This is a genomic window from Starkeya nomas, assembly GCF_902703545.1.
GTDB lineage: Bacteria > Pseudomonadota > Alphaproteobacteria > Rhizobiales > Xanthobacteraceae > Ancylobacter > Ancylobacter moscoviensis.
In genome coordinates, this window is sequence record NZ_CACSAS010000001.1 from 689,130 (window position 1) to 713,559 (window position 24,430).

24 protein-coding genes are annotated in these 24,430 nt (G+C 70.1%); 9 read left to right on the plus strand and 15 right to left on the minus strand.

All coding sequences use genetic code 11. The annotated features are described in order from the left end of the window. The first annotated feature begins 18 nt into the window (after positions 1-18). Positions 19-717 (plus strand): HisA/HisF-related TIM barrel protein, encoded by a 699-nt coding sequence (locus STARVERO_RS03370; RefSeq protein WP_200837653.1) that lies wholly within the window; start codon positions 19-21, stop codon positions 715-717. On the opposite strand, the gene STARVERO_RS03375 is transcribed toward STARVERO_RS03370, so the two are convergent. The 6 genes from STARVERO_RS03375 to STARVERO_RS03400 form a co-directional block, all read right to left on the minus strand. Further along, on the minus strand, positions 707-1,531 hold the full coding sequence (locus tag STARVERO_RS03375; protein ID WP_159597907.1) for a triphosphoribosyl-dephospho-CoA synthase: 825 nt from the start codon (positions 1,529-1,531) through the stop codon (positions 707-709). The two genes, STARVERO_RS03370 and STARVERO_RS03375, sit on opposite strands and share 11 nt — an antisense overlap. Then, entirely contained in the window at positions 1,528-2,436 is a 909-nt protein-coding gene (locus tag STARVERO_RS03380; protein WP_159597908.1) for a RimK family alpha-L-glutamate ligase, read from the minus strand. The genes STARVERO_RS03375 and STARVERO_RS03380 overlap by 4 nt, the downstream gene beginning before the upstream one ends. Next, the gene (mch, locus tag STARVERO_RS03385) at positions 2,433-3,416 is read right to left on the minus strand and encodes a methenyltetrahydromethanopterin cyclohydrolase (RefSeq protein ID WP_144343115.1); all 984 of its coding nucleotides are present in this window, start codon (positions 3,414-3,416) and stop codon (positions 2,433-2,435) included. The genes STARVERO_RS03380 and mch overlap by 4 nt, the downstream gene beginning before the upstream one ends. A 7-nt stretch (positions 3,417-3,423) precedes the next feature. Continuing rightward, complete coding sequence (locus STARVERO_RS03390; RefSeq protein WP_159597909.1) at positions 3,424-4,587, minus strand: ATP-grasp domain-containing protein; 1,164 nt, start codon at positions 4,585-4,587, stop codon at positions 3,424-3,426. Continuing rightward, the gene (locus tag STARVERO_RS03395) at positions 4,553-5,449 is read right to left on the minus strand and encodes an NAD(P)-dependent methylenetetrahydromethanopterin dehydrogenase (protein ID WP_144343113.1); all 897 of its coding nucleotides are present in this window, start codon (positions 5,447-5,449) and stop codon (positions 4,553-4,555) included. The genes STARVERO_RS03390 and STARVERO_RS03395 overlap by 35 nt, the downstream gene beginning before the upstream one ends. 88 nt (positions 5,450-5,537) lie before the next feature. Next, a complete protein-coding gene (locus STARVERO_RS03400) occupies positions 5,538-6,557 on the minus strand; it encodes a beta-ribofuranosylaminobenzene 5'-phosphate synthase family protein (protein WP_244616542.1) in 1,020 nt (339 codons plus the stop codon). A gap of 158 nt (positions 6,558-6,715) precedes the next feature. On the opposite strand from STARVERO_RS03400, the gene STARVERO_RS03405 reads away from it, so the two are divergent. From STARVERO_RS03405 to STARVERO_RS03430, 6 genes are all read left to right on the plus strand, one after another. After that, the gene (locus STARVERO_RS03405; RefSeq protein ID WP_144343111.1) at positions 6,716-7,096 is read left to right on the plus strand and encodes a 4a-hydroxytetrahydrobiopterin dehydratase; all 381 of its coding nucleotides are present in this window, start codon (positions 6,716-6,718) and stop codon (positions 7,094-7,096) included. A 17-nt stretch (positions 7,097-7,113) separates the two neighbouring features. Beyond that, a complete protein-coding gene (locus STARVERO_RS03410) occupies positions 7,114-8,355 on the plus strand; it encodes a formylmethanofuran dehydrogenase (RefSeq protein ID WP_159597911.1) in 1,242 nt (413 codons plus the stop codon). Further along, a complete protein-coding gene (locus tag STARVERO_RS03415) occupies positions 8,356-10,023 on the plus strand; it encodes a formylmethanofuran dehydrogenase subunit A (RefSeq protein ID WP_159597912.1) in 1,668 nt (555 codons plus the stop codon). Beyond that, positions 10,020-10,937 (plus strand): formylmethanofuran--tetrahydromethanopterin N-formyltransferase, encoded by a 918-nt coding sequence (fhcD, locus tag STARVERO_RS03420; RefSeq protein WP_159597913.1) that lies wholly within the window; start codon positions 10,020-10,022, stop codon positions 10,935-10,937. The genes STARVERO_RS03415 and fhcD overlap by 4 nt, the downstream gene beginning before the upstream one ends. Then, positions 10,934-11,734: a formylmethanofuran dehydrogenase subunit C gene (locus STARVERO_RS03425; protein ID WP_144343107.1), complete on the plus strand. Its 801-nt coding sequence runs from the start codon at positions 10,934-10,936 to the stop codon at positions 11,732-11,734. Before fhcD ends, STARVERO_RS03425 begins: the two co-directional genes overlap by 4 nt. Positions 11,735-11,899: 165 nt before the next feature. Further along, positions 11,900-12,112, plus strand: coding sequence for a DUF1059 domain-containing protein (locus tag STARVERO_RS03430; RefSeq protein WP_144343106.1), 213 nt, complete (start codon positions 11,900-11,902; stop codon positions 12,110-12,112). 155 nt (positions 12,113-12,267) lie between these two features. Here the strand turns inward: STARVERO_RS03430 and mgtE are convergent, their stop codons facing one another. From mgtE to STARVERO_RS03475, 9 genes are all read right to left on the minus strand, one after another. Then, the gene (mgtE, locus tag STARVERO_RS03435) at positions 12,268-13,698 is read right to left on the minus strand and encodes a magnesium transporter (protein WP_144343105.1); all 1,431 of its coding nucleotides are present in this window, start codon (positions 13,696-13,698) and stop codon (positions 12,268-12,270) included. Between the two features lie 215 nt (positions 13,699-13,913). Then, positions 13,914-14,645, minus strand: a complete 732-nt coding sequence (locus STARVERO_RS03440) for a (5-formylfuran-3-yl)methyl phosphate synthase (RefSeq protein ID WP_159597914.1) — start codon at positions 14,643-14,645, stop codon at positions 13,914-13,916. Between the two features lie 7 nt (positions 14,646-14,652). Further along, a complete protein-coding gene (locus STARVERO_RS03445) occupies positions 14,653-15,219 on the minus strand; it encodes a DUF447 domain-containing protein (protein ID WP_144343103.1) in 567 nt (188 codons plus the stop codon). Then, complete coding sequence (locus tag STARVERO_RS03450; RefSeq protein WP_159597915.1) at positions 15,209-16,696, minus strand: DUF6513 domain-containing protein; 1,488 nt, start codon at positions 16,694-16,696, stop codon at positions 15,209-15,211. Before STARVERO_RS03450 ends, STARVERO_RS03445 begins: the two co-directional genes overlap by 11 nt. Further along, complete coding sequence (locus tag STARVERO_RS03455; protein ID WP_159597916.1) at positions 16,689-17,255, minus strand: flavoprotein; 567 nt, start codon at positions 17,253-17,255, stop codon at positions 16,689-16,691. The genes STARVERO_RS03450 and STARVERO_RS03455 overlap by 8 nt, the downstream gene beginning before the upstream one ends. Further along, positions 17,252-17,860, minus strand: a complete 609-nt coding sequence (locus STARVERO_RS03460; RefSeq protein ID WP_159597917.1) for an amino acid kinase family protein — start codon at positions 17,858-17,860, stop codon at positions 17,252-17,254. The genes STARVERO_RS03455 and STARVERO_RS03460 overlap by 4 nt, the downstream gene beginning before the upstream one ends. Positions 17,861-18,109: 249 nt before the next feature. After that, a complete protein-coding gene (locus STARVERO_RS03465) occupies positions 18,110-18,916 on the minus strand; it encodes a TrmH family RNA methyltransferase (protein WP_159597918.1) in 807 nt (268 codons plus the stop codon). A gap of 279 nt (positions 18,917-19,195) precedes the next feature. Continuing rightward, complete coding sequence (locus STARVERO_RS03470) at positions 19,196-21,004, minus strand: ABC-F family ATP-binding cassette domain-containing protein (protein ID WP_159597919.1); 1,809 nt, start codon at positions 21,002-21,004, stop codon at positions 19,196-19,198. A 72-nt stretch (positions 21,005-21,076) separates the two neighbouring features. Then, entirely contained in the window at positions 21,077-21,484 is a 408-nt protein-coding gene (locus tag STARVERO_RS03475) for a VOC family protein (RefSeq protein WP_308676584.1), read from the minus strand. 184 nt (positions 21,485-21,668) lie between these two features. Between STARVERO_RS03475 and STARVERO_RS03480 the strand changes: the two genes are divergently transcribed. Beyond that, on the plus strand, positions 21,669-23,096 hold the full coding sequence (locus STARVERO_RS03480) for an FAD-binding oxidoreductase (RefSeq protein WP_159597920.1): 1,428 nt from the start codon (positions 21,669-21,671) through the stop codon (positions 23,094-23,096). 215 nt (positions 23,097-23,311) lie between these two features. Beyond that, positions 23,312-24,424: a tonB-system energizer ExbB gene (gene exbB, locus STARVERO_RS03485; protein ID WP_159597921.1), complete on the plus strand. Its 1,113-nt coding sequence runs from the start codon at positions 23,312-23,314 to the stop codon at positions 24,422-24,424. Positions 24,425-24,430 lie beyond the last annotated feature (6 nt).

Below are 24,430 nucleotides of genomic sequence, written 5' to 3' on the forward strand. Positions count from 1 at the left end.
CGGAAAAGGAAGAGCAGGGTGGAACTTATACCGGTGATCGACCTGATGGGAGGTGCGGTCGTGCACGCCCGGCGCGGGGCGCGCGACGCCTACCGTCCCATCGAGACGCCACTCTGCGCCGGTGCAGGGCCGCTCGACGTGGCGGACGGGCTCCTGGCGCTCGGCGCCTTCCGCACGCTCTACATCGCCGATCTCGACGCCATTGCCGGAAAGGGCGGCCACGACGCGGTGCTGGGCCGCCTCGCGGCACGCCACCCCGCGCTCGCCCTGTGGGTCGATGCCGGCGAAGCCAATCCCGAAGCGCTCGCCGGCCGCGTCGCGCAGGGCCCCGGCCGGCCGGTGGTCGGCAGCGAAAGCCTCGCCAGCCTCGATGCGGCGGTGGAAGCGCTCGCTGCCGGCGGCGGGGTGCTCTCTCTCGACTACGGGCCGGAGGGCCCGCGCGGTCCCGCCGAACTGCACGCCCGGCCGTCCCTGTGGCCGGACGCGGTGATCGTGATGACGCTGGCCCGTGTGGGGGCGGGGGAGGGACCGGATCTCGACCGTCTCGGCGACATTCTGGCGCGGGCCGAAGGGCGGCGCGTCTATGCCGCTGGCGGGGTTCGCGACGTGGCGGACCTTCATCGGCTGGCCGATCTCGGCGTCGCCGGCGTGCTGCTGGCGAGCGCGCTGCATGACGGGCGTCTGTCCCGGCACGACATCGGCACCTTCACCGGCTGACGAGAGGGGCGGCGAACAGCGTGGCGACCGTGAGGTCGGCGCTGGTGCCGGGATTGAGGCCGCGCGCCTTGAGCGCCGCGTCGAAAGCGGCGAGCGGGCGGTGACGCTCGTCGGCCGGCGCGCGGAAATCGATGCGCGGCAGCAGCGCGGCGGCCTCCATGCGCACCTGCTCGGCCGTCTCGGCTCCGAACTTGCGCAGGATATGGCTGTCGGGAAAGGCGGCCATGAAGGCGAGATGCACCGCCTCCGTGCGCGCTTCCGGCTCGGCGCCGTCGAGTGCCTCGAAGCGGGCGAGACCGATGTCGAACAGGTCGGCGAAGCCGTTGGCGTATTGCCGGGCGATGAGGTCGCGCTCCGCCGCCAGCGCCATCGCCTCCCGAAGGCCGATGCGGGCGGGGCCGGCGACATCGTGCTCGTCCTGCCGGCCGAGCCCGCCGGGATTGGCGGCGGCGATGCCCCGGAAGGCGGCCTCCGCATCGGCGATGTCGAGGCTGTCCAGCACGTCCTGAAGACGGGCGCGCAGCGGGCCGGCGCGCTCGGCCGCCGCCGCCAGCGGGGCGCAGAGCAGCACGATGCCGAGATTGGTGTTGAGCCCCGCCACCTTCAGCGAAGCCTCGACAGCGCCCTCGATGCGGACGCCCACCCGCGCGCCGGGCGCGGCGATGAAGGGCGCGGCGGCGGTGGCAGCCCGCTCGAAATGAGCGACCTCCATGCCGTGGCCGGCGCTGAAGCGGTGCACATTGCCCGGCTTCAGCGCGTCGAGCTCGGCGAGGCAGGCGGCGCGGAAGGCGGCTGCGATGGCGTCCGCCTTCATGTCGCGGGAACCGGCGCGAGGGTGGCGGCGAGATGGCGGGCGAGGGCAGCGGCGACGTCGATGTCGGTGGCCCGCTGCAGCCCCTTCCAGGCCGGCATGGAGTTGACCTCCAGCACCTGCAGCGCGCCGCCCGCGTCCTCGATCAGGTCGACCCCAGCATAGTCGGCGCCGACGGCGGCGGCGGCGCGGATGGCGAGCTCATGAGCGCGCGCGTCGAACGGCGCGGGCACGCCGACCGCGCCCTGATGAATGTTGGTGATCCAGCGCGGCGAGCGGCGCAGCATGCTCGCGACGACCGTCTCGCCGATGACGAAGACGCGCCAGTCCTGATAGGTCTCGGCCTCGGGCGCGGCGACGAAATCCTGGAGATAATAGATGCCGCCCACCTTCTCCGGCTCCGGCAGGGGAGAGCGGCGCGGAATGCGGCGGATGCCGCGCCCCTGCGCGCCGAACAGCGGCTTCAGCACCATGTCGCCCGGCGCCTCGTCGACCAGCGCCTGCATCGCCGCGCGATCCTCGCCGACGAAGCTGCGCGGGGTCGGCAGGCCGGCGCTGGCGATGAGGAAGCTGGTCATGGACTTGTCCACGCAGCGCTCGATGGCACGCGCGTCGTTCATCACCTTCACGCCGGATTCGCGCAGCGCGTGCAGCAGGCCGAGGCGGGCGGTGATCTGCTCGGTGGAGCCCTTGTCGATCAGCCGCACGAAGGCGGCGGCCGGCAGCCGGTCGCCGAGACCGGGCAGCACGAGGCCGTGCGCCGTCTCGCCGATGGCGAAGCCGCAATCGTTCAGCGAGAGCACGAGGACGTCGAAGCCCTCGTGCTCGATCGCCGCCTTGAGGCGGCGCGTGTGCCAGTCGGCATCCTCGGTGAAGATGACGACCGTATCGGAGCGCGTGGCGCTCATGCGAAGGAGCGCTCCAGAATCTCGTCGTGGAAGGCGCCGAAGGTGAAGCTGCGGCCGGTTTCCAGCGCGGTCACGGTGACCCGCGCCGGGCTGAACAGCATCGGGTCCATGGCGTAGAAGTCGCCCTTATAGGCGGTGAAGATCTCCGCGAAGGTGCGGCCATGGTCGCGCGAGGAGGAGCTGGGCAGTCCCTCGGCCAGCTCGCGCGCCTCGCTTTCCGGCCCGGTCACGAAGAGCTGCACGTCGCCGCCATAGAGCGTCGCGTCGTTGGTGCGGCCCATCGCGGCGACGAAGTCTGGCGCCGGCGGCGGCAGGGGCGACGAGCCGATGCCGTCCACCACGCGGTCGAGTGGAAAGTGCAGCGCGTGCGTCTTGTGCAGCGCCACCTCCAGCACGCGGGCGACGATCTGCACCGTGCCGGCGAGGCTGCTCGTGGGGGTGAGGATCAGCGTCAGCTTCTCCGGTGCGACGCCGCATTCCTCGGCGATGCGCGCGACCAGGCTGTCGGGCGGGGTGCGGTCGACCTCCAGCACGAGGCAGGCATGGTCGGCGCTGTCACGATAGCCGAGCTCGCCGAACAGCGTCTCCTTCGCCCAGAGCGCGCGGGCGGGGCCGGAGCCGAGGGCGAAGAAGTCGCCTTCCGCCAGGCTCCAGCCGGCATACTGGCTGCCGAGGCAGGCGATGACCGGATCGGCCGTGGTGACGGTGATCATCGTGCCCCAGCGCGGGAAGCGCCCGGCGGTGTCGACGCTGACCCGGCCGAGCCCGCCGAGGCAGATCTCGGCGATGCGCCGGCCGGCCTCGATGCCACCGCGCGCCTTGATGCCGGCATCGACGATGCGCGCGCCGCAGGGGCTGCGGCTCACGTCGAGGCGCAGCACGGCGGCCTTGGCGATGAGGTCTTCGACGAGCGGCGCGCTCAGCGCGGCGACGCTCGGCCGCAGGAGTTCGATGGTGTCGCTTTCGATGGTGTCACCCATGGGGTCTTCACTCCGCGGCTTGGCGGTCGGCTGTGTTCAGCGTGCGCCAGAGATGATCCATGCGCCGCGACAGGGTTTCGCGGGCGTCGATAGTGTCGTGTCCGGCCGCGAGCACCGTGCAGACGGGCTCGCCGGCGTCGAAGCGCGTGCCGTAGCGGGGGCGGTCCGCCACCCACTCGGGCAGCGGATCGAGCCGCATGTCGAAGGCGGCCGGCGCGTAGAGGACGCCGGCGGCACGCGCTTCCACGCCCGCGCCGGGAGCGAGGAGGGCAAGCTCCGGCAGCCGGCCGGCGCAGGCGTCGATATGCAGGCGCAGAAGCGGCGGCAGCGGCGGCCGGTCGAAGATGTCCAGCGTCGCGCCGGGGCGCGGGTTGATCTCGAGGAGCGACCAGCCCGCTTCTCCGACCATGAGATCGGCACTGGCGAGGCCAACGAGGCCGTTGGCCTCGACGAGGCGCGACAACGCATCCGCCACGTCCCGCGCAATCCCGTCATCGAGGCGGATCGGCCCCGCCGCCCCGCCATAGCGGAACGGCGTGCCCTCTGCCGGGGCGCACCATTGCTCGGAGAAGGCGAGGAGCCGTGCCGTGCATGCGTCGCCCAGGAACAGCGCCGAGACGCTGCGGCCCTCGACCTGCTCCTGCAGGTACCATCCCTCGCCGCGCGCCATTGTCGCCGGCCGCACATGCGCGCCGCCGGCGCCGCCGACCTGCTTTTCCAGCGCCCGCATCCCTTCCGGCGCAGCGCCGTGGAGGAGGCGCGGGTGGGGGATGCCGAGGTCGGCGAGCAGGCGCTCGAACACCGCCGGCTGCTTGAGCCGGGCGAGCGTGTCGGGACCGCAGCCGGCAAGCCGGTAGCGCGCGGCCAGCGCGCCGACGATTTCCGGCGCATGCTCGAAACCCGTGCCGAGCACGACCGGGAGGGTGTGCCCCGCATGGATGTCGAGCTGGTCGAACAGCTCGCCGGGGTCGATGGCGAAGCCGGGATGACGGCGCAGCGCGATCGTCTCGACCGCCAGCGCGCGTGTATCCTCGTCCCCGAACAGGTCGAGGGCGACGGCGCGCAGGCCGGCGCGGCGGGCGGCGGCGGCGAGGCCACGCGCGGCGATGCCGAGGACGACGACATCCGCCTTGTCCTCAGGCGGTGAGCGATCTTGCCAGGAAGAAGGCATCCTCGAACCCGACCGTCATCGCCTTGGACGTTACCCGCATCTGTTTCAGCAGTTCGTGCTGCACGCGGTATTTGAGATGGCCGATGGTCAGCGCGCCGATGCCGACCGCCCCGTTGGCGAGCGGCTTGCCGTCGGCATGGGCGTCGATGCCAGCGATGCCGGCGGGCGGCACGGCGTTGACGTCGGCGGCGACCTTGAGCCGCTTCGCCCCGGCCAGCGCCTCGGCCGACAGGATCTCGACGCCGGCACGCCCGCAGGCGAGCACCACCTCGGCATCGGCCAGCAGGCCGCGCTTGTCCTCGTCGCTCTTGCCGACCGCGCCGGCGAGGTCGACCCCGAAGCGCTGCTTGAAGTCGCGCGCCTTGGCGGCGACCGCCTCCAGCTCGCGGTGGCTGACCAGCGTCACCTCGGCGCCCGCCTGTGCGGCGATCACGCCCGCGATGCCGCCGACCACGCCGGTGGCGCCGTAGACCTGCACCTTTACGCCCTTCAGCCCTTCCGGGTGGCTCGGGCGCAGCTTCAGCTCGACTTCGGCCACCATGGCGGCGGCGGTGGTGAAGGAGCCGGCCGGATCGACGAAGACGGAAATCTCGAAGGGCGGGAACAGCACGCTCTTCGCCTTGTCGGCCATGTCAAGGGCGAGGCCCGCGTCCTTGCCGCCGATGAACAGGCCGGTGCGCGGGGCGGCATCCGGATGGCGCGAGAACATCATGTCCTGCGTCAGGTCGCCGACCTCGTCGAGCGTCACCCCCGAATAGGGCAGGATGGTCGCATAACCGGCGTCGACGGCCATGTTCACGTCGAACGGGCTGACGTGGCGAAGCGGCGAAATGATGTGAAGAATGGGGGCGATATCCGCCATTGCGTTCATTCCCTAGGTCAGAAACGGGCCTTGCGGCCTCTCATGCGGAGGAAAAGGGAGCGACGCGGGCGTTACGCCAAAACCGCCGCTAGCACTGCTCGACGCAGGCAAGCCACTCGATGCGGGCACCGGCATTGCTGCCGCGCACGCAGTCGAAAGCCAGAGCGGGCCGGTCGCCGAAATGGGCGCGGGCCTCGCGGATGAGCTGATCGGCCTCGTCCGGGCTGCCGAGAATGGCGAATCCGGTAGGCCCCCAGGAACTCTGGCCGAGACCGCGCAGACCGCGAGCCTCCAGCCAATCCATCACCTCGGCGACGGATGAGCTTGTATAGCGGCCACCCTGGGCACTCGCATAGTGCTCTCCGAGCAGCCGCTGCATTTCGCCGACCGCCGCGGCGAAGTAATCCACATCCGCTTCGGCCAGAGCGGGCAGCGCGACCATGACCGCGAGCCGCGCCATGTGGCCGGCCAGCGTGTCGGCGAAAGGCGGCAGGCCCTCCATCGCCTTCACTTCCTCCGGGCCGCTAAGTCCCTGATGCGCGTGGTCATATACCAGCAGGATGCGCCAGTTCTCGGGGAAGGGCAGGCGCGAGAGGATGGGGGGCGGCGCGTCCGAGCCGCGCTTCTTGCCGCCATCGAGGATGACGCCGCCCTCGGTGAAGGCGCCGATGCCGATGGACGAGCGGGCGCCGCGACCCAAAGCCGCGCCCACTTCGCGGGGCGAGATGTCGCGCCCGTGCAGCAGGCACAGGCCGGTCGCCACGGCAAGGCCGAGCTGGGTCCCCGAGCCGAGGCCGGAATGCGGCGGTAGCGCCGATTCCACCGTCACCTCGACCGCCTTGTCGAGGCCGAAGCGGGTCGCCGCCTTCTCCACCGCCGCGACCGCGCGGCCGGCATCGGGCCCGCTGGCGGAAAGCCGCTCCGCGCGCTGCATGCGCACCACGGTGGACGGCCGGTCGAGCGTGATTCCAAGGCTGCCGAAGCGGCGGCCCAGCGTGCCGGCGAGATCGAGGAATCCCAGATGCAGGCGGCCCGGCGCGATGATGCGCACCGTGGCCCGGTCGGTCCCCTCGTTTGCCGCCTCGAAGTTTCGTGTTGTGCTGTTCACGGGCGTTTCCTCGACCGCCATCGTAAGGCGGGGAGCGCGGCGCGGACAAGCCGGCCGCGTCATTTACGGGTTTGCGGGAAGCGCCGGCTGCGTGCTACCGAATCAGGAAAAGCCGCTCGCGACAGAACGAGCGGACGCCGCCAGGAGGACGCCAGGACATGGCGCTGGATCCGAAAAAAACCTTCACCGACAACGAGGTGGAGGAACGCCTCGCCGTCGAGCTGCCGCACTGGAAGCTCAAGGACGGCTGGATTCGACGTACCTACCGGACGTCGAGCTGGAAGGGCACGCTGATGGTGATCAATGCCGTGGGGCATCTCGCCGAGGCAGCCTGGCACCATCCCGACATCACCGCCTCCTATGCCTGGGTCGAGGTGCGGCTGGTGTCGCACGACGTGAAGGGCATCACCGAACGGGACTTTCAACTGGCGAAGAAGATCGAAGAGGTCGTCGGCTGGCAGCCGGGGACCGAGCCGGACAGCGCGCTGGAAGGCACGCCGCGCGGCGATCTACGCTTCTCCTACATCAAATACGATTGAACGATTGCGATAAAGCCATGGCCGGAGCTTCGACCGAAACGATCCATGACGTGGTGTGCGGCTTCTGCGGGCTGGGCTGCGACGACCTTTCCGTCGAGGTCGAAGGCCGGGACGTCCGCGCCAAGGGGAGCATCTGCCCCGAGGCCGCGCGGCTGCTGCGTCGTCTCGACGTTCCCGACCGTCCGGCGAGCGTCGCCGGCGCGCCGGTGAGCCTGGACGAGGCGGCCGCGGCCGCCCGGCGCATTCTCACGGAGGCGCGGGCGCCGGTGATCGGCGGGCTGGGCACGGACATGGCAGGCGCCGGGGCGCTGGTCGATCTCGCCATCCGCTTCGGCGGCGTGCTCGACCACTATGCCTCCGACGGTCTTTTCCGGAACTATGCGGCGACGCAGCGCACCGGCTGGCTCTCGACCACGCTGGCCGAGGTCCGCAACCGCTGCGACGTGCTGGTGGTGGTCGGTGACGATCCGTCCGCCGTCTGGGGGCGCCTGTTCGAGCGCTTCTTCCCCGAGACGCCGCTTTTCGCCGATCAGGGCCGCAAGGTCGTCTTCCTCGGCAGCGCGCCGGGCGAGAAGGCGAAGGCCCACCTCGCCCGCGCCAAGGTCGTCCATCACGCCGCGAGCGATGCGGTGGCGGCGCTGGAAGCCCTCGGCAGCTTCGTTGCGGGCCGTCAGCCTCCGGGCGAGAGCTTCGGCGGGATCGCCGCCAACGCGCTCGCCGGCCTCGCCGAGGAACTGCGCAGCGCCCATTACGCGGTGGTCACCTGGAACGCGGCGGAGATTGACGACGGCGATCTCGTGGCCGAGCGGGCGACCGCGCTGGTCGACGCGCTGAACGTCACCACCCGCGCCGGGGTGTTCCCGCTCGGCGGGCGCGACAACATCATCGGCGTCAACCAGCTCATGCTGTGGCGGATCGGCTATCCCCTGCGCACGGCGATCCGGGGGCAGGAGAGCGCGCATGACGGCGTGCTCTACGCCAGCGAGGCCGCGCTCGCCGATGCCGACGTGCTGGTCTGGGTCTCCGCCTTCGGGCCGGAACCGCCGCCGGCCTTCACGGGCAAGGTGATTGCACTTGCCCATCCCGAAACGGTGTTCGAAAAAGAACCGGATGTCCTGATCCCTGTGGGCACTCCCGGCGTGGACCACGCCGGCACGGTGTTCCGCATGGATTCCATCGTGAGCCTGCCGCTCGGCGCCTTGCGCGTCGCGACGCTCCCCAGCGTCGCCGAGGCTGTGCGTCGTATAGCGGAGGGGTGAATGCGGATAAGGCTCAAGGGCGGGCGTGTGCTCGACCCGGCCAATGACGAAAACGGCGTCGCCGCCGGCAGGGCGCGCGACATCGAAATCCACGACGGGCGCATCGTCGCGCCGACCGACCTCAAGGCCGACGCCGAGTACGATCTCGGCGGCGACATCGTCATGGCCGGCGGCATCGATCTGCACAGCCACATCGCCGGCGGCAAGATGAACCTTGCCCGCCTGCTGATGCAGGAGGACCGGCGCGCCTGGCCCGAGCTGCCCGGCAATTTCTGCGGCTGCGGCGGCGGGCGGGCGGTGCCGACGGCGCATGCCACCGGCTGCCGCTACGCTGAGCTTGGCTACACCACGGTGTTCGAGCCGGCCATGGTCGGGGCGAATGCGCGCGGCGCGCATCTTGAGATGGCGGACATCCCGAATCTCGATACCGGCGCCTATCTCGTGCTCGGCAATGACGACTTCTTCCAGCGTCTGCTGGCGGCCGGCGCCGGGCAGGAGCAGGTGAACGCCTATGTCGGCTGGATGCTGGAGGCGACGCAGGCCTTCGCCATCAAGATCGTCAATCCGGGCGGCATCAACGCCTTCAAGTTCAACGCCCGCAAGATGGACCTCGACGAGGCCAACCCGCATTACGGGGTGACGCCGCGCAAGGTGCTGACCACGCTGATCCGGGCGGTGACGGAGCTGGGCATCCCGCATCCGATCCACCTGCACGGCTGCAATCTCGGCGTGCCGGGCAATGACGAGACGACGCTCGCCACCATCGCCGCCGCCGAGGGGCGCCGGCTGCACCTGACGCATCTCCAGTTCCATTCCTACGGCACGGAGGGGGACAAGCGCTTCTCCTCCTCCGCCGCGCGGATCGCCGAGCTGGTGAACGCCAACCCGAACATCTCGGTCGATGTCGGGCAGGTGATGTTCGGCCAGACCGTGACCGCCTCGGCCGACTACATGTCGCAATACCGCAACCGCGCCCTCGCCAGCCCCAGTAAGTCCATCGGCATGGACATCGAGCTGGACGCCGCCTGCGGCGTGGTGCCGTTCGAGTATCGCGACCGCAATTTCGTCAACGCGCTGCAATGGGCGATCGGGCTGGAGCTGTTCCTGCTGGTCGAGGATCCCTGGCGGATCTTCCTGACCACCGACCACCCCAATGGCGGCCCCTTCACCACCTATCCGCACCTGATCCGGCTGCTGATGGACCGGGATTTCCGCAACGCCCAGCTCGCCACCCTCAACAAGGCGGCGCAGAAGCACACCATGCTGGCGCAGATCCGGCGCGAATACTCGCTGGAAGAGATCGCCATCCTCACCCGCGCCGCGCCGGCCCGCATCCTCGGGCTCAAGGACAAGGGTCATCTCGGTCCCGGCGCGGTGGCGGACATCGCCGTCCACAAGGAGGACGCCGACCGCGAGGCGATGTTCTCGACCACGCGCTTCGTGTTCAAGAACGGGCGGTTGATCGTGAAGGACGGCGTGGTGGTGGAGCTAGCGCAGGGCACCACCCATGTCGTGCGGCCGGAGTTCGACCGCGCGATCCAGAAGGACATGGACCGCTGGTTCGACGAGGCGGTGGGCCTGAAGGCGCAGCATTTCCGCGTCGCCGACGGCGAGCTGCGGGGCGGCGCCGGTCCCACTGTCCTGAACTGCCAGGGGGTGGTGCCATGATCCTCAACGGCGTCGAGATCCGCGACACCTTCGCGGAAGCCTTCCCGATGGTCGGCACCCGTCTCATCGTCACCGCCGACACGCCGGAATGGGCGTTGACGGCGGGACGCACCACCACCGGCTTCGCCACCTCGGTCATCGGCTGCGGCTGCGAGGCGGGCATCGAGCGCGTCCTCGCGCCCGAGGAGACGCCGGACGGGCGGCCGGGCGTGTCGCTGCTCATCTTCGCGATGGACTTCAAGCAGTTGAAGACCGTCGTGCCGCTGCGCCTCGGCCAGTGCGTTCTGACCTGCCCGACGACCGCCTGCTACGCCGGCATCGAGACCGGCAAGCGCGTGCCGCTGGCCAAGACCATCCGCTACTTCGCGGACGGGCATCAGATCTCCAAGAAGATCGGCGACAAGCGCTTCTGGCGCCTGCCGGTGATGGAGGGCGAGTTCGTCTGCGACGAGGACACCGGCTCGGTGGACGGCGTCGGCGGCGGCAACTTCCTCATCCTCGCCCGTTCCCGTGCCGCTGCCCTGAAGGCGGCGGAGGCGGCGGTCGCGGCGATGGGAACGGTCGAAGGCGTCATCCTGCCCTTCCCGGGCGGCGTGGTGCGCTCGGGCTCCAAGGTCGGCTCCAAGTACAAGGGGCTGTTCGCCTCCACCAATGACGCCTACTGCCCGACCCTGCGCGCCACGCGGCCCAGCGCCCTGCCGCCGGAAGTCGGCTCGGTGCTGGAGATCGTCATCGACGGCGTGAGCTTCGAGGCGGTGTCGGAGGCGACGCGCGTCGGCATTACCGCCGTCTGCGCGCTCGGCGCGGAAGGCGGTGTGGTGGCGGTCGATGCCGGCAACTATGGCGGTAATCTCGGCCCGTTCCACTTCAAGCTGCGCGAGATCATGAAGGACAGCGCGGGAGGCGCGGCATGAGCGGGGTTTCCCTGAAACCGCGCGCGCCCTTCGAGGCGCGGGTGGACTTTTCCGGCATCACGCCGGCCGTCACCTGTCCGCTGACGCTGCGCGAGCTGGAGCACCTGCCGGTGCCCCATGGCGCGCGCAGCGTGAAGCTGGCGGAGCTGTTCTTCATCGAAAGCGCGCCGGAAGGCGTGCTGCTGATCGAGGGCGGGGACGAGCGGCTCGACGGTGTCGGCGCCGGCATGCTGGAAGGCGAGCTGATCGTCGACGGGCCGGTCGGCGCCTGGGCCGGGCGCGGCATGGGCGGCGGCGTGCTGCGCATCGCGGGCGATGCCGGCGATTTCCTCGGTGCCGAGCTTTCCGGTGGGCGGATCGAGCTGGCCGGCAAGGCCGGCGCGCATGCGGGTGGCGCGAGCTCCGGCTCGCGGCGCGGCATGTCCGGCGGCGTGCTCAAGATCGGCGGCAGCGCCGGTCCACGCGCCGCCGAGCGCCAGCGCGGCGGCCTCCTGCTCGTCGCGGGTGACGCCGGCGAAGGGCTGGCCACCGACATGATCGCCGGTACGGTGAGCGTCGGCGGTGCCGTCGGCCCGCTTGCCGGGCGCGGCATGAAGCGCGGCACGATCTTCCTGCGCGAGGTGCCGGCGCTGCCGGCCGGCTTCGTCGATACCGGCGCGCACGAGCTCATCGCGCTGCGCCTCATCGCCCGGCGCGTGCCGGAGCTGGCGGAGGTACTGGCCGGCTGGACCCTCGCACGGCGTATCGTCGGCGATACGCTGCTCGGCGGGCAGGGCGAGGTGCTGGCGCCGGAATAGGGCCGGGGCGCCGGCCATTCGCGCGCGGGCCGTTCAAGCGGTCTTATGACGTAACGTCATGATCGCAGGCCCGGTTTCGTGATTAGGGGTGGCCGGCGCCGGGGGTGTAAATTCTTCCTCCGGCGCCGGGCGCCCCGTTCGGCGTGCGAACCACAGGAGGCACTTATGGGCCGAATGTTCGTCGATTGCCGGGAAATGCCCGGCGACAAGAAATGCTCCGTCGCCATCGCCGCCGACAATGAAAAGGAACTGCTCGACGCGGTGGCCCAGCACGCGGTTTCCGTGCATGGCGCCACGGATACGCCGGAGCTTCGGAGCCAGCTCAAGAAGGCGATCCATCAGGGCACGCCTCCCATGGCGGTTCACCGCGCCGCCTGACGCGACCTTGCCGTTCCCGGCCGATGGTGCGCGGTCCCGGCCGGCCATCCACGGTTTCCGCCCGCAAGGGCATCAATCCCCGGGCAAAGCCCGGGGATGACGTGGTTCATGTGGCCGGCGCGGCCAGAGCGGGTTCCGCGCCGCCACCTCCGCCCCTACAGCAGCGTTCCCTGCAGGATGAGCAGCGCGACGCTGAAATAGATCACCAGGCCCGTCACATCGACGAAGGTCGCTACGAAGGGCGCCGAGGCGCTCGCGGGGTCGAAGCCGAGCCGCCGCAGCACGAAGGGCAGCATCGAGCCGATCAGCGAGCCGAAGGTGACGATGGCCACCAGCGCCGCGCCCACCGTCGCCGCCACCAGCACCCAGTGCTCGCCGTAATCGTGCAGGCCGAGCATCTGCCAGGCGGTGATGCGGGCCATGCCGAGCACGGCGAGGATGGCGCCGAGCACGAGGCCGGAGGGCAGCTCGCGCAGCGCCACGCGCCACCAGTCGCGCACCTTGATCTCGCCCAGCGCCAGCGCACGGATGATGAGCGAGGTCGCCTGCGAGCCGGAATTGCCGCCCGAGCTCATGATGAGCGGGATGAACAGGGTGAGCACAATGGCCCGCTCCAGCTCGTCCTCGAAATGCTGCATGGCGTTGGCGGTGAGCATCTCGCCGAGAAACAGGATGGAGAGCCAGCCGGCACGCTTCTTCAGCATGTTGAAGAAGCCGATCTCCATATAGGGCTCGTCCAGCGCTTCCATGCCGCCGAACTTCTGCACGTCCTCGGTATTCTCCTCGATGATCGCGTCGATCATGTCGTCGACGGTGACGATGCCGAGCACATGCTCGTTCTCGTCGACCACCGGCACGGCCAGCAGGTCGTATTTGGAGATGAGGCGCGCCACGTCCTCGCGGTCGACGAGCGGGGTGGTGGTGATCGGGTCGTGCTTGGGCGCCACGGTGAGGATGGGCTGGCCCGTCTCGCCGGTGATCAGCTGGCGCAGCGTCACCGCCTTGATCAGCTTGTGGGTGATGGGGTCCAGCACATAGATCGCGTAGATCGTCTCTCGGGTGCGCTCGATCTGGCGGATATGGCGCAGCGTCTCGCCGACCGTCCAGGTGGAGGGGACGGTGACGAACTCGGTCGTCATCAGGCTGCCGGCCGTGTGCTCGGGCCAGGCGAGCAGGCGGTTCAGTTCCCCCTGCGTTTCCGGCGGCAGACGCGCGAAGAGATGCGAGCGTGCCGGCTCGTCCATCCAGCGAAACAGGTCCGCCGCGCGGTCGGCGGACATTTCGGAGACGAGGCGCACCGCCTCCTCGACCGGCAGCGCTTCGATGAGCTCGCTGGTCAGGTCGACGTCGGGCAGGTCGAGAATCTCGACCTGCTGCTCGCGCGGCAGGCTGGCGAGCACGGCGGAAGCGGTCTTCGGCTCCTGCTCGTCGAGCGCTTCGGCGATGTCGGCGGGGTGTTCCTCGGCGAGCTCGGCCGCAAGGGCGGCGGCGTCCACCGTCTCGTCGTTGCGGCGGAGATCGTCTCGGCGGTCGTCACGGCGGAAATTGTCGCGGCGCTCGGGTGCCGGATTCCGGTTGTCTTCCATTTCGGCTCTCTTTCCGACGTCCGGCCTTCGGAAGGCGGGCGCAGGGAGCCGAAACCCAGATCAGTTCTGCGGTCGGCTCACGGCGCCGGCCGCCGCCGGCCGGACAATCGACTGTAACTGTCGCTGGGCATGGTTAGGGGATTCCGATTTCGCCACGGTGACACGCGGCGCGGGGGAGATGGACCCGCGCGGGCGGGGAGTCAACCCTCGTGAAATCAGGGGCGCGGCAGGTCGCTGGGAGCGCGCAGCCGGGCGCTCACCTGGCCGAGCCGCAGGGGATCGAGCGTGCCGGAGCGCCCGCCCGCGCACAGCGCGCCGCGAAAGCCGAGATAGTCCGCGCCGACGCCGATCAGGCCCGGTATGTCGTCGATCCTCAGCGAGCCGGCGAGGCCGGTGATCAGGCCGTGACGGCGGGCTTCGCTCACGAACTGGCTCAGCGTCAGCGGGTCGAGATGTTCGGTCAGCGAGCCGGACTTCTTGTCCGCCGTGTCGATCATCACGCCGGCGAAGCCGGCGCGCCCCAGCGTGCCGATGAGGCCGAAATCCGGTCCCTCGTCGGCGAACATCACGCCGATCAGGCGGGTGCGGGCGGCGAGCGGGGCGAGCGCTTCCACGCATTCCCCGGCATGTTCGGAGGCGAACAGGCCGAGCTTGACGATCGGCACGCCGGTGGTGGCGACCCGTTCGGCGGCGGCGCGCATCAGCGCCGGCACCATGGGCTGGTCGCCGGCGGTGGCACTCAGCGCCGGGCGTGCGTGCGCGGGCATCTGCGTGCCCCAGGCGTTCCACAGCATCACTGCGGCGGTCAGCGCCTCGGTGCTCCACGCACCCAGCGCACCGAAAGCCGGCTGCTTGAGATCGACGATGTCGGCGCCGCCCGCGCGTGCCAGCTCCATCTCATGGAGATCGGCGACGCTGGCGAGCAGGCCGGGCGGGGTCTCGCTCATGCCGGGCTCACGACGCCCGCTTGCGGCGGTGCTCGGCGACGGCCTCGACCATCCAGCCCCAGGCTTCCAGTTCCTCCGGCCCGGCGGTCTTCTCCACCGCGATGGCGAGATAGGCCATCTCCTGGTCGACCTTCTCGTCGGGCAGCATGGTGAGGCGGCTCACCAGCACGGCGGCCTCCAGCACCGCCGCCTTGGCGCGGTTCAGCCCCTCGAAGCGGCGGTGGCCTTCCGAATGGTAGGTCTTGCAGAAGAATTTCGGCCGCTGCGGATCGTCTTCCGCCCGCTCCACCGTGATCTCGTCATGGGACAGCGCATCGGCGAGGCGCGGGCACTCGATATGGGTGGATTTCATCACCTCGACGGGCACGCGCCGGCCGGCGACGCAGCCGGCGAAGATGCGCACGTCGTCGGTGAAGTTGATCACCGCGATGCGGGTGCTGGCGAGGTTGTCCAGCGTGCGCGAGGGGCGGAAAGGCTGGAGCAGATAGCCACCCTCGATCACCGTCGCACCCATCGGGGCGATGTGCGGCTCGCCCTCGCGCGAGCGGGTGGTGACGATGACTTCACGGATCACTTGAAGGCGCCTTTCCCGATGCTGCTGGCTTGTCGACCTTGGCCTGCAAGGTCGTGCCGGCTTCCTTGAATGTCAAACGATGGGCCTCCTCCGGGCTGCCGGCGATCTCGCCGGCGACACCCCATTTCAGGCCCTCGTCCTGCGCATAGCGCTTGCCGAGCTTGTAGGCGATCTCGGCGCGCGCCGTCTCTACGCCGAGATAGAAGGCGTGCGCCCCGTCGTCCTCGACCTTGAGGTGCGGGAACAGCGCGAAGGGATCGGCCGCGACGTGGTGGCCCTCGCGGTTGTAGACGTGGATGCCGTCCTCGGTCACGTCGATGCGGAAATTGCGGTCGCGCACCTCCTCCGCGAGGCGGGCGATGTCCTCGGGCGAGGCGGGGAAGGGCTTGCGGTCGCGCAGCGCCATCAGCCCGCCGCCGAAGCCCTGCGGCAGTGCTCCGGCCTGCCGGGCGGCGTAGAATTCGCGCCGCGCGCGGTCGAACTCGCGCACCGCCGTGCGGCAATGCGGGCTCACCTGCACCGCCAGCACCGCCTGGATGTGCAATTCGGAAATCATCCCCATCAATATGGCGTTGATGCCGGTGGTGTCGGCGTCGGTCAGCTCGGTGACGTTGCCGATGCCCATCAGCATCGGGATGTCGGGGTAGCGCCGGCGCAGCTCGGCGTAGCGCACCACCGAGGGCGTGAAGCCGTAATGGATGGGGTCGAGGATCGGGTCGGCGTAGAAGGGCTGGCCGGCGGCGAGGCAGGCGTCCACGGCGCGGCACAGGGAGTCGAGATCGCCCTGCTTCGCCGGCACGAGAACCGGCACCGCCGTCCCTTCCTTGGCGATGTGCAGGTTGTCCTCGTTGAGGCTGAGCAGGAAATCGGCGCCGGCGCGGGTGGCGCGCGCGAGTTCGGTGAGATCGAAGCTGTCGACGCTGACCTTCAGCTCCTCCGCGTGCAGGGCGGCGATGGCTTCCTCCAGATGCGGGAAGGCCGTGTCGGGCATGCAGCCGAGATCGACGACGTCGGCCCCTTCTCCGCGCAGGTAGAGCGCGCGCGCGACGATGCCCTCCACGTCGAGCACGGTGGCGTCGACGATCTCGGCGAAGATCGTCACGTCGTGCTTCGACAGGTCGACCGCCCGGCGCTGCTGGCCGAAATAGTCGGGAATATCCGCCATCTCGTCCGGCCCGCGCGCGAAGGGCACGCCGAAGAAGCGCTCCAGCCGGTCGAGATCGCCGCGGAAGCGGCCGGGCATCAGCACCCGGTCGGTGCCCTCGGGCAGCTTCAGCCGGCGCTCGACGATCTCCGCCGTCATCAGCGCCGCGACCTTGACCCCGACATTGACCACCACCGGGTCGAGCGCCGCGTCGGCGATCTCGCCGGCGATCTTCGTCAGGCGCGGCTCGGCCAGCGAGCCGGTGACGAGGGCGATCCTCGAAGGTTTCCTCGGGGCGGTGGAGGCGGTGTCGGACGCGTTCTCGTCAGCCATCGACGGGGGCGGCCTTCTCGGCGAGGTGCAGCCGGCGCGCGGCGATGGCGTCCTCCAGCTCGCGGATCGATTCGACCACTGTGGTGTCGTCGAACTCCTTGAGCTTGGCGGTGTTCTCGAGGTCGATGCGGCGCGGATAGACCGGCACCGGGCCCTTCGGCGCCATGGTGATCATCTCTGGCGCGGTGTCGCAGGCGAAGACGATGGCGTGCACGCGGCATTTTCCCGCCTGCGCGAAGCAGTTCGTCACCAGCGTGTCGGAAATGCCGAACACTGCCTTCGCGACCGTGTTGGACGAGGCGGGCGAGACCACCAGCGTGTGGTAGAGCCCCTCGTAGAAGCGCCCGACCGGGGCGGAGCTCGCCGTGGTCTCGTGGAAGATGCGGGTGTCGGCCGGCAGCTCCTGCTTGTACATGCGCAGCACCTCTTCCGCCGCCTTGGAGACGAAGAGGTCCACGGCATCGAGCGCCTTGATGAGGGCGATCGACTCCGTGAAGAAATGTCCCGAGCCGGTCAGCGCCCAGGCCCAACGCGGATAGACACCCTTCTTGACGCTCATGCCGCGAGGCTCCCATGTTCGAGCGAGGCCAACGCCGCCTCGACCGTCGTCACCGCGACGGGGCCGGCAAGGCGCGCGGCGAAGGCCGGAAACAGCGGATCGACCAGCCCGGCGGCGGCCCAGTCCGCCGGCGCGCTGCCCGGCGCGGCGGCGGTGGACTTTACCAGCACCAGCCCGGCGGCGCCGGTCTCGCCGGCAAGCCATGCGGCGAGGCTGTCGGAGGTCAGGTCCCAGCTCTCCGGCAGGTCGCGCGCGGCCAGCGCCATGCGGGCCGGCAGCCAGAGCGCGGCACGCCCTTCGGCCTGCGCGCGGGCGATGGCTTCCGGTCCGTCCGCGAGCGCAATATGGGGGGCGAGGTCGGCGAAAGCGATGGCGGTCTGCTCCATGGCGAGGATCGCCATGCGGTGGCAGGCACCCTCGCTCAGCGACAGGCGCGGCTGCAGCACGCGTACACCGTCGGCCAGCGGGCCGCCGCCGGCGACGAGGAGCAGCGGCGCGCCATGCCGCGCCAGCGCGCCGAGCAGCGCCGGCAGGCGCGGATCGCCGGTCAGGCTGCCGCCGAGCTTGACGATCTCGGGGCGGCGGGGGAGTTGAAGGTCCGGCATGGTCTGACTTCCATTCGGGGCCGAGAGGCTACGCCAAACGCCAGGCCGCGCAAGCCGGCGCAAGGCGCCGCAATATCAGCAAAAACTGCCGGGCCAAAGGCGGCAGCGCATAGAAAAAGGCCCGAGGTGAAACCCCGGGCCTGACAAGGTGACGATCAGTCAGACGGCTGCCCGCCTGTATCAAGTACGCCGGAGCATGCGCCTCGGAATCGCGATTGTCGAGCGCTGATTCGCGCTCTCACGCGTGCTTTATCGGCCTGACGTAAGGGCGTGTAGCGCGATACCGCCGGCGGTCGCGACGTTGAGGGAATCGAAGCCGGCCCTCATCGGAATGCGCACCGTGCGGGTGCGGGCGAGGATGGATTCCGGCAGGCCCGGTCCCTCGGCGCCGAGCAGCAGCGCGGCGCGCTTCGGCCGGCGGATATCGCCAAGCGCGGTCGCGCCGGCCGGGCTCAGCGCCAGCAGCTCGAAGCCGTGGGCGGCGAGAAGATCGAGGATCGCTTCCGCCGAGCCTTCGCGGGCGAAGGGCACGACGAGGCTGCCGCCGACGGAAACGCGGATGGCCTTGCGATAGAGCGGGTCGCAGGAGGCGAAGTCGAACAGCGCGGCATCGGCGCCGAAGGCGGCGGCGTTGCGCATGATGCCACCGACATTGTCGTGGTTGGTGATGCCGAGCGGCACCACCACCAGCGCCTCCTCGGGAAGCGAGGCGACGAGTTCCGCCATGGAAGGCATCTCGCCGCGCAGGCCGACGCCGAGCAGGCCGCGATGGATATGGAAGCCGGTAATGCCGTCGAGGATCGGCTGGGCGGCGGTGTAGATCGGCAGGTCGTCGGGCGCCTGCGCCAGCAGGTCGCCGAGAGCATGGACGCGGCTCTCGGCCAGCAGCAGCGATTCCAGCGCGAAGCGGTTGCGGGCTGAGAGCGCGACGTCGAGCACGGTCCGCCCCTCGACGATGAACCGCCCGCCGCGCCCGACGAGGTCGCGCTCCTTGATCACGCGATAGGCGTCGATACGCGGGTCGTCGGGCGAGGCGAGGGGGGCGAGGGTGGGCATGGCGCGTCTTATCGTCTTCCGGCGCCGATGTCGCGGCTCAGCGGGGCAGAAGGCGTGGATGCCCGGCACAAGGCCGGGCATGACGGTCATCATCTTGGGGCACGGTCTGCATACAGAGCGACGTCATGGCCGGGCTTGGCCCGGCCATCCACGCCTATCTCACTGGTAGGTCGTCATCCCGGCCGAAGCGTAGCGGAGAGCCGGGATCGCTCTCCAATCGGCATGCGATCCCGGCTCGGCCTACGGCCGTCCGGGATGACGGCACGTGTGGAACCGGGCTCACGCCCCCAGTTCCTCGCGCAGCATCTCGAGCTCCAGCCACTGCTCCTCGGCCTTCGACAGCTCGGCGTGCTTCGCCTCCAGCGTCGCCGAGGTCTTGGCGAAGCCGGCCGGGTCCTTGGTGTAGAAGTCCGGCGCCTGCATCTTGTGGGCGAGCCTGGCGATCTCTTCTTCCAGCGCGGCGATCTGCTTGGGCAGCTGTTCCAGCGCGTGCTTCTCCTTGAAGGAGAGCTTGCGCTTCGACGTCGGCGTCGCCGCCGCGGCGGGCGCGGCTTCCGCCTTCTCGGCCTTCGGCTTGTCGACCGTGCGCGCAGTGACGCCCTGACCGCGCTGGGCGACCATGTCGGAATAGCCGCCGGCATAGACGGCCCACGTTCCGTCGCCCTCGAAGACGATGGTGGCGGTTACGGTGCGGTCGAGGAAGTCGCGGTCGTGGCTGACCAGCAGCACGGTGCCGGCATAGTCGTCGATCATCTCTTCCAGGAGGTCGAGCGTTTCGAGGTCGAGGTCGTTGGTCGGCTCGTCGAGCACCAGAAGGTTCGAGGCCTGCGCCAGCGCGCAGGCGAGCAGCAGCCGCCCGCGCTCGCCGCCCGAGAGCGAGGACACCGGCGTGCCGGCCTGCTCGGGCGCGAACAGGAAGTCCTTCATGTAGCCGATGACGTGGCGCGGATTTCCGCCGATGAACACCTGGTCGCCGCGCCCGTCGGTCAACGTGTCGCGCACCGAGCGGGTAGGGTCAAGCTTGGCGCGGCGCTGGTCGAGCGTCGCCATTTCGAGATTGGTGCCGAGCTTCACCGTGCCGCTGTCGGGCGCCAGCTCGCCGGTCAGCATCTTCAGCAGCGTCGTCTTGCCGGCGCCGTTGGGGCCGACGATGCCGATGCAGTCGCCGCGCTGGATGCGGATGGAGAAGTCGCGGACGATCACGCGCTCGCCGAACGATTTCGAGATGTGTTCGGCCTCCATCACCACTTTGCCGGAGGTTTCGGCCTCGGTGGAGGTCAGGGTGACCGTGCCGAGAGCCCGGCGGTGCTCGCGGTACTGCTTGCGCAGGTCGGCCAGCTCGGCGACGCGGCGCATGTTGCGCTTGCGCCGGGCGGTGACGCCGTAGCGCATCCAGTGCTCCTCGGCGACGATCTGCCGGGCGAGCTTCTGCTGGTCGCGCTCCTCTTCCTCCAGCACCTGGTCGCGCCATTCCTCGAAGAACCGGAAGCCGCGCTCCATGCGCCGCGTCTGGCCGCGGTCCAGCCAGACGGTGGCGCGGGTGAGGTCTTCGAGGAAGCGCCGGTCGTGGCTGATGAGCACGAGAGCGGAGCGGGTCGAGGCGATCTCGCTTTCCAGCCATTCGATGGCCGGCAGGTCGAGATGGTTGGTGGGCTCGTCGAGCAGCAGGATGTCGGGCTCGGGCGCCAGCACGCGGGCGAGCGCGGCGCGGCGGGCCTCGCCGCCCGACAGGCTCGCCGGAGATTCCTCGCCGGTGAGGCCGAGTTGTTCCAGCAGGTAGCGCGCGCGGTACTCCTGGTCGCCCGGCCCCATGCCGGCCTCGACATAGGCGAGGGTGGTGGCGAAGCCGGAGAGGTCCGGCTCCTGCGGCAGATAGCGCACCGTGGCGCCGGGCTGCACGAAGCGCGTGCCGGAATCTGCTTGCACAAACCCGGCGGCGATCTTGAGCAAGGTCGACTTGCCCGAGCCGTTGCGGCCGACGAGGCCGACGCGCTCGCCCTGGGAGACGGAAAGCTCCGCCCCTTCGAGCAGCGGCGTGCCGCCGAAGGTGAGCTTGATGTCCTGAAGCAGAAGAAGAGGTGGCGCCATGGCGCGGGGATAGGGGATGCGCGGCCGGCGGGCAAGGGGCAGACGCCGGAAGCCGCCCCCTCCGGCACGGCGTTATTCCGGCAGTCCGTAGCGGTGGAAGACGGCGGCGAGCTTGTTGCCGTCGGGATCGCGGACATAGGCCGCATAGAAATGCGGCGTGTAGTGCGGGCGCAGGCCCGGCGCGCCCTCGCTGCTGCCGCCATGGGCGAGCGCGGCGGCGTGGAAGGCGTCCACCTGCCCGGCGCTGGCCGCGCGCATCGCCACCATCGGGCCGTTGCCGGGCTGCGGGGCGTTGCCGTCGAAGGGATGGCACAGCCAGAGGCTGACGCCGCCGTCATAGTCCGGGCCGTAGCCCGCCCAGCCGGGCGTCGCATCGTCGCTGCGGCTCTGGCCGAGGCTCGCCATTACCGGATCGTAGAAGGCGAGGGAGCGGTCGAAGTCCGAGACGCCGAGCGTGACGTAGAGGATCAGCGAAGGCATATGGATCTCCTGTCCTGCCGCGGGATGTACCGCGATCCTGATGCAGGGGCGGGACGGGTCAAGCGCCGGCATCCGGGCTGCGGCGATAGAACATGGTCGCCTGGCACGCGCCCTCCTGACCCGCGCCGCGAGCGCGCCTATGATCCGGGAACGACGCCACGCAGCCAGCCATCCGGACGCCGCCATGCTCTCCACGCCTTCCGCCGACCTCGCCCCGCTCCTTGCCGCCATCGCTGGGCGGATCGGTGCCCAGCACGTGCTGACCGACCCGTCCGACATGGCGCCCTATCTGCGCGAGGAGCGCGGGCTCTATCAGGGGCGGACACCGGCGGTGCTGCGGCCCGGCACCAGCGAGGAAGTCGCCTTCATCGTCGGGGCCTGCGCCGGCGCGGGCGTTCCCGTCGTGCCGCAGGGCGGCAATACCGGGCTGGTCGGCGGGCAGATGCCGTTCGGCGAGGTGCTGGTGTCGCTCGCCCGGCTCGACCGTATCCGCAACGTCGATCCCGTCGACATGACGATGACGGTGGAGGCAGGCTGCATCCTCGACAAGGTGCACGAGGCGGCGGAGGCGGCTGGCTGCCTGTTCCCGCTGCACATCGCCTCGCAGGGCTCCTGCCGCATCGGCGGCAATTTGTCGTCCAATGCCGGCGGCACCGCCGTGCTGCGCTACGGCAATGCGCGCGAGCTGGTGCTCGGCCTCGAGGTCGTGCTCGCCGACGGGCGGGTGTGGAACGGCCTCAAGCGGCTGCGCAAGAACAACGCTGGCTATGACCTGAAGCAGCTCTTCCTCGGCACCGAGGGAACGCTCGGCATCATCACCGCCGCCGTGCTCAAGCTGTTTCCCCGACCGGTGCAGCGCACGACCGCCTTCCTCGCCGTGCCCGACCCGCAGGCCGCTCTCGACTTGCTCAAGCGCCTGCGCGGCGAGGCGGGGGACGCCCTCACCACCTTCGAGCTGATGGCGGCCTTCGGCGTCGAGACGGTGCTGAAGCACATGCCGGGCGTCGTGCGTCCCTTCCGCGACACCCATGACTGGTATGTGCTGGCCGAGTTCTCCACCCCGACCCGCGCCTTCGACCTCGCCGCGCTGATGGAGGAAAGCCTCGGCGCGGCGATGGAGGCCGGCGAGGTGACCGACGCGGTGATCGCCGCCAGCGAGACGCAGGCGGCCAATATGTGGCGGCTGCGCGAGGACATGTCGGAGGCGCAGAAGCACGAGGGCGGCTCGATCAAGCACGACGTCTCAGTTCCGGTTTCGCGGGTGCCGGAGTTCCTCGGCCGGGCGCTCCCCGCCTGCATGGCGGCGCTGCCGGGGCTGCGGCCCTGTCCGTTCGGCCATGTCGGCGACGGCAATATCCACTTCAACCTCAGCCAGCCCGTGGGCATGGAGAAAGCCGCCTTCATCGGCATGTGGGAGACCTTCAACCGTATCGTTCACGACATCGTGGTGGACATGGACGGCTCCATCGCCGCCGAGCACGGCATCGGCGTGCTCAAGCGCGAGGAACTGGCGCATTACGCGGACCCGGTCGGCCTCGACCTGATGCACCGGCTCAAGGCGGCGCTGGATCCGGCGGGTGCGCTCAATCCCGGAAAGGTCATCGCTTCGTAGTTGGCAATATTTCTCAGTCTAGAACGATGATAAACTGGATTTCGTCAGCGTATTCATTGTTTTGAAGCGTTCTACAGTTGCCGTTTCGGGCGTTTTTATATTGTCGAGCGCGCGCTTGCGGGTTTATGGAAGCCGGTAACTGACGGGCCGGCCCGCCGATACGTCCGTGATGGAACGTGTGGCGTGGCGGCCGACCGGAACTTCGGAAACCCGCCATGCCGACACTTCGCAGGACTTCTCCGCATCGCACCGGCCTGAGCGCGCTGCTGGCGCTCGTCGTTCTGCTCGTCGCTCCGGCGGGGATGCAAGCCCTGGCGCAGCAACCGGCGGTCGAGGCCCCGGCCCAGCCTGTCGTTCCCGTGCAGACGGCGCCCGCCATTCAGCCGCCGGCGGCCCAGTCGCCGTCTGTTTCGGCGCCGTCCGTCCAGACCCCGGCCCCCGCCGCCCGGACGGGCGCGCCCGCGACCCCGGAAGTTGCCGATCCGCTGGTGCCGCCCCTGGCCCCGGCCGGCACGGCGGCCGATGCCGGTGCGGCGCCCGGCGCTTCCGATCCCGCGCTGGCCACGCCGGCCGGGGAAGGCGAGGACGCCTCCGTCGTCGCCCAGCTCCCGCACGACCTGTCCCCCTGGGGCATGTTCATGGCCGCCGACTGGGTGGTGAAGGCGGTGATGATCGGCCTCGCCTTCGCCTCGGTCGTGACCTGGACGGTCTGGCTCGCCAAGTCGCTGGAACTGATGGTCGCCAAGGCACGCCTGCGGCGCGCGCTGAGAGGCTATCTCGCCAGCGCCTCGCTGGACGAGGCGCGTAAGGTCGGCGCCGCCGGCCCGGCGGGTGCCATGCTGCGCACCACCGATCTCGAGCTCCAGCGCTCCGGCGACCTGCCGGCCGACGGCATCAAGGAGCGCGTGTCGATTTCGCTCAGCCGTATCGAGGTGGCGGCGGGGCGTGCCATCACGCGCGGCACCGGCCTGCTCGCCACCATCGGCGCCACCGCCCCCTTTGTCGGCCTGTTCGGCACGGTGTGGGGCATCATGAACTCCTTCATCGGCATCTCGAAGGCGCAGACCACCAATCTCGCCGTGGTGGCGCCGGGCATCGCCGAGGCGCTGCTCGCCACCGCCATCGGCCTCGTCGCGGCCATTCCGGCGGTGGTGATCTACAACCACTTCTCCCGCCAGGTGTCCGGCTATCGCGTGCTGATGGGCGACGCCTCGGCCGAGGTGCTGCGCCTGCTCTCCCGCGATCTCGACCGGCGCGACGTGGCGCGCCGCGCCCGTCCCGAGGCGGTGCGCTCCGAGGCGGCGCGCCTGCGCGCAGCGGCGGAGTGAGCCGGC

Excerpts from the sequence above, each read along its gene's own strand:
- STARVERO_RS03375 (WP_159597907.1), bottom strand. The coding sequence starts at position 1,531 with ATGAAGGCGGACGCCATCGCAGCCGCCTTCCGCGCCGCCTGCCTCGCC.
- STARVERO_RS03380 (WP_159597908.1), bottom strand. The coding sequence starts at position 2,436 with ATGAGCGCCACGCGCTCCGATACGGTCGTCATCTTCACCGAGGATGCC.
- mch (WP_144343115.1), bottom strand. The coding sequence starts at position 3,416 with ATGGGTGACACCATCGAAAGCGACACCATCGAACTCCTGCGGCCGAGC.
- STARVERO_RS03390 (WP_159597909.1), bottom strand. The coding sequence starts at position 4,587 with ATGCCTTCTTCCTGGCAAGATCGCTCACCGCCTGAGGACAAGGCGGAT.
- STARVERO_RS03395 (WP_144343113.1), bottom strand. The coding sequence starts at position 5,449 with ATGGCGGATATCGCCCCCATTCTTCACATCATTTCGCCGCTTCGCCAC.
- STARVERO_RS03405 (WP_144343111.1), top strand. The coding sequence starts at position 6,716 with ATGGCGCTGGATCCGAAAAAAACCTTCACCGACAACGAGGTGGAGGAA.
- STARVERO_RS03410 (WP_159597911.1), top strand. The coding sequence starts at position 7,114 with ATGGCCGGAGCTTCGACCGAAACGATCCATGACGTGGTGTGCGGCTTC.
- STARVERO_RS03415 (WP_159597912.1), top strand. The coding sequence starts at position 8,356 with ATGCGGATAAGGCTCAAGGGCGGGCGTGTGCTCGACCCGGCCAATGAC.
- fhcD (WP_159597913.1), top strand. The coding sequence starts at position 10,020 with ATGATCCTCAACGGCGTCGAGATCCGCGACACCTTCGCGGAAGCCTTC.
- STARVERO_RS03425 (WP_144343107.1), top strand. The coding sequence starts at position 10,934 with ATGAGCGGGGTTTCCCTGAAACCGCGCGCGCCCTTCGAGGCGCGGGTG.
- STARVERO_RS03430 (WP_144343106.1), top strand. The coding sequence starts at position 11,900 with ATGGGCCGAATGTTCGTCGATTGCCGGGAAATGCCCGGCGACAAGAAA.
- mgtE (WP_144343105.1), bottom strand. The coding sequence starts at position 13,698 with ATGGAAGACAACCGGAATCCGGCACCCGAGCGCCGCGACAATTTCCGC.
- STARVERO_RS03440 (WP_159597914.1), bottom strand. The coding sequence starts at position 14,645 with ATGAGCGAGACCCCGCCCGGCCTGCTCGCCAGCGTCGCCGATCTCCAT.
- STARVERO_RS03450 (WP_159597915.1), bottom strand. The coding sequence starts at position 16,696 with ATGGCTGACGAGAACGCGTCCGACACCGCCTCCACCGCCCCGAGGAAA.
- STARVERO_RS03455 (WP_159597916.1), bottom strand. The coding sequence starts at position 17,255 with ATGAGCGTCAAGAAGGGTGTCTATCCGCGTTGGGCCTGGGCGCTGACC.
- STARVERO_RS03460 (WP_159597917.1), bottom strand. The coding sequence starts at position 17,860 with ATGCCGGACCTTCAACTCCCCCGCCGCCCCGAGATCGTCAAGCTCGGC.
- STARVERO_RS03465 (WP_159597918.1), bottom strand. The coding sequence starts at position 18,916 with ATGCCCACCCTCGCCCCCCTCGCCTCGCCCGACGACCCGCGTATCGAC.
- STARVERO_RS03470 (WP_159597919.1), bottom strand. The coding sequence starts at position 21,004 with ATGGCGCCACCTCTTCTTCTGCTTCAGGACATCAAGCTCACCTTCGGC.
- STARVERO_RS03475 (WP_308676584.1), bottom strand. The coding sequence starts at position 21,484 with ATGCCTTCGCTGATCCTCTACGTCACGCTCGGCGTCTCGGACTTCGAC.
- STARVERO_RS03480 (WP_159597920.1), top strand. The coding sequence starts at position 21,669 with ATGCTCTCCACGCCTTCCGCCGACCTCGCCCCGCTCCTTGCCGCCATC.
- exbB (WP_159597921.1), top strand. The coding sequence starts at position 23,312 with ATGCCGACACTTCGCAGGACTTCTCCGCATCGCACCGGCCTGAGCGCG.